Here is a 309-nt window from a genome sequence, read left to right as displayed (position 1 = left end):
TTAGGGGTTCGACTCCTCTCGGGCGCGTTTTCTTTCGGGAAGTGGCTCAGCTTGGTAGAGCACCTGGTTTGGGACCAGGGGGTCGCAGGTTCAAATCCTGTCTTCCCGATACTTGATTTGGGGCCTTAGCTCAGCTGGGAGAGCGCCTGCCTTGCACGCAGGAGGTCAGCGGTTCGATCCCGCTAGGCTCCACCAAACAGTTCTTTGAAAACTGAACGAAACAAACAACGTGAAACGTCAATTTTTATTTATGATGCTAGACAAACTTTATTGGAGAGTTTGATCCTGGCTCAGGATGAACGCTGGCGG

General features: G+C 51.8%; 2 tRNA genes. Both read left to right on the top strand.

The features are described 5' to 3' along the window. Positions 1–35: 35 nt before the first annotated feature. Positions 36–109, top strand: a tRNA-Pro gene (locus tag MR063_RS21635). A gap of 10 nt (positions 110–119) precedes the next feature. Further along, positions 120–195, top strand: a tRNA-Ala gene (locus MR063_RS21630). The last annotated feature ends 114 nt before the right edge of the window (positions 196–309 follow it).

Origin of the sequence: Bacillus cereus group sp. BfR-BA-01492, assembly GCF_022662815.1 — a bacterium.
Classification (GTDB): Bacteria; Bacillota; Bacilli; order Bacillales; family Bacillaceae_G; genus Bacillus_A; species Bacillus_A cereus_BD.
This window is presented reverse-complemented; position numbering and strand designations above follow the sequence as displayed.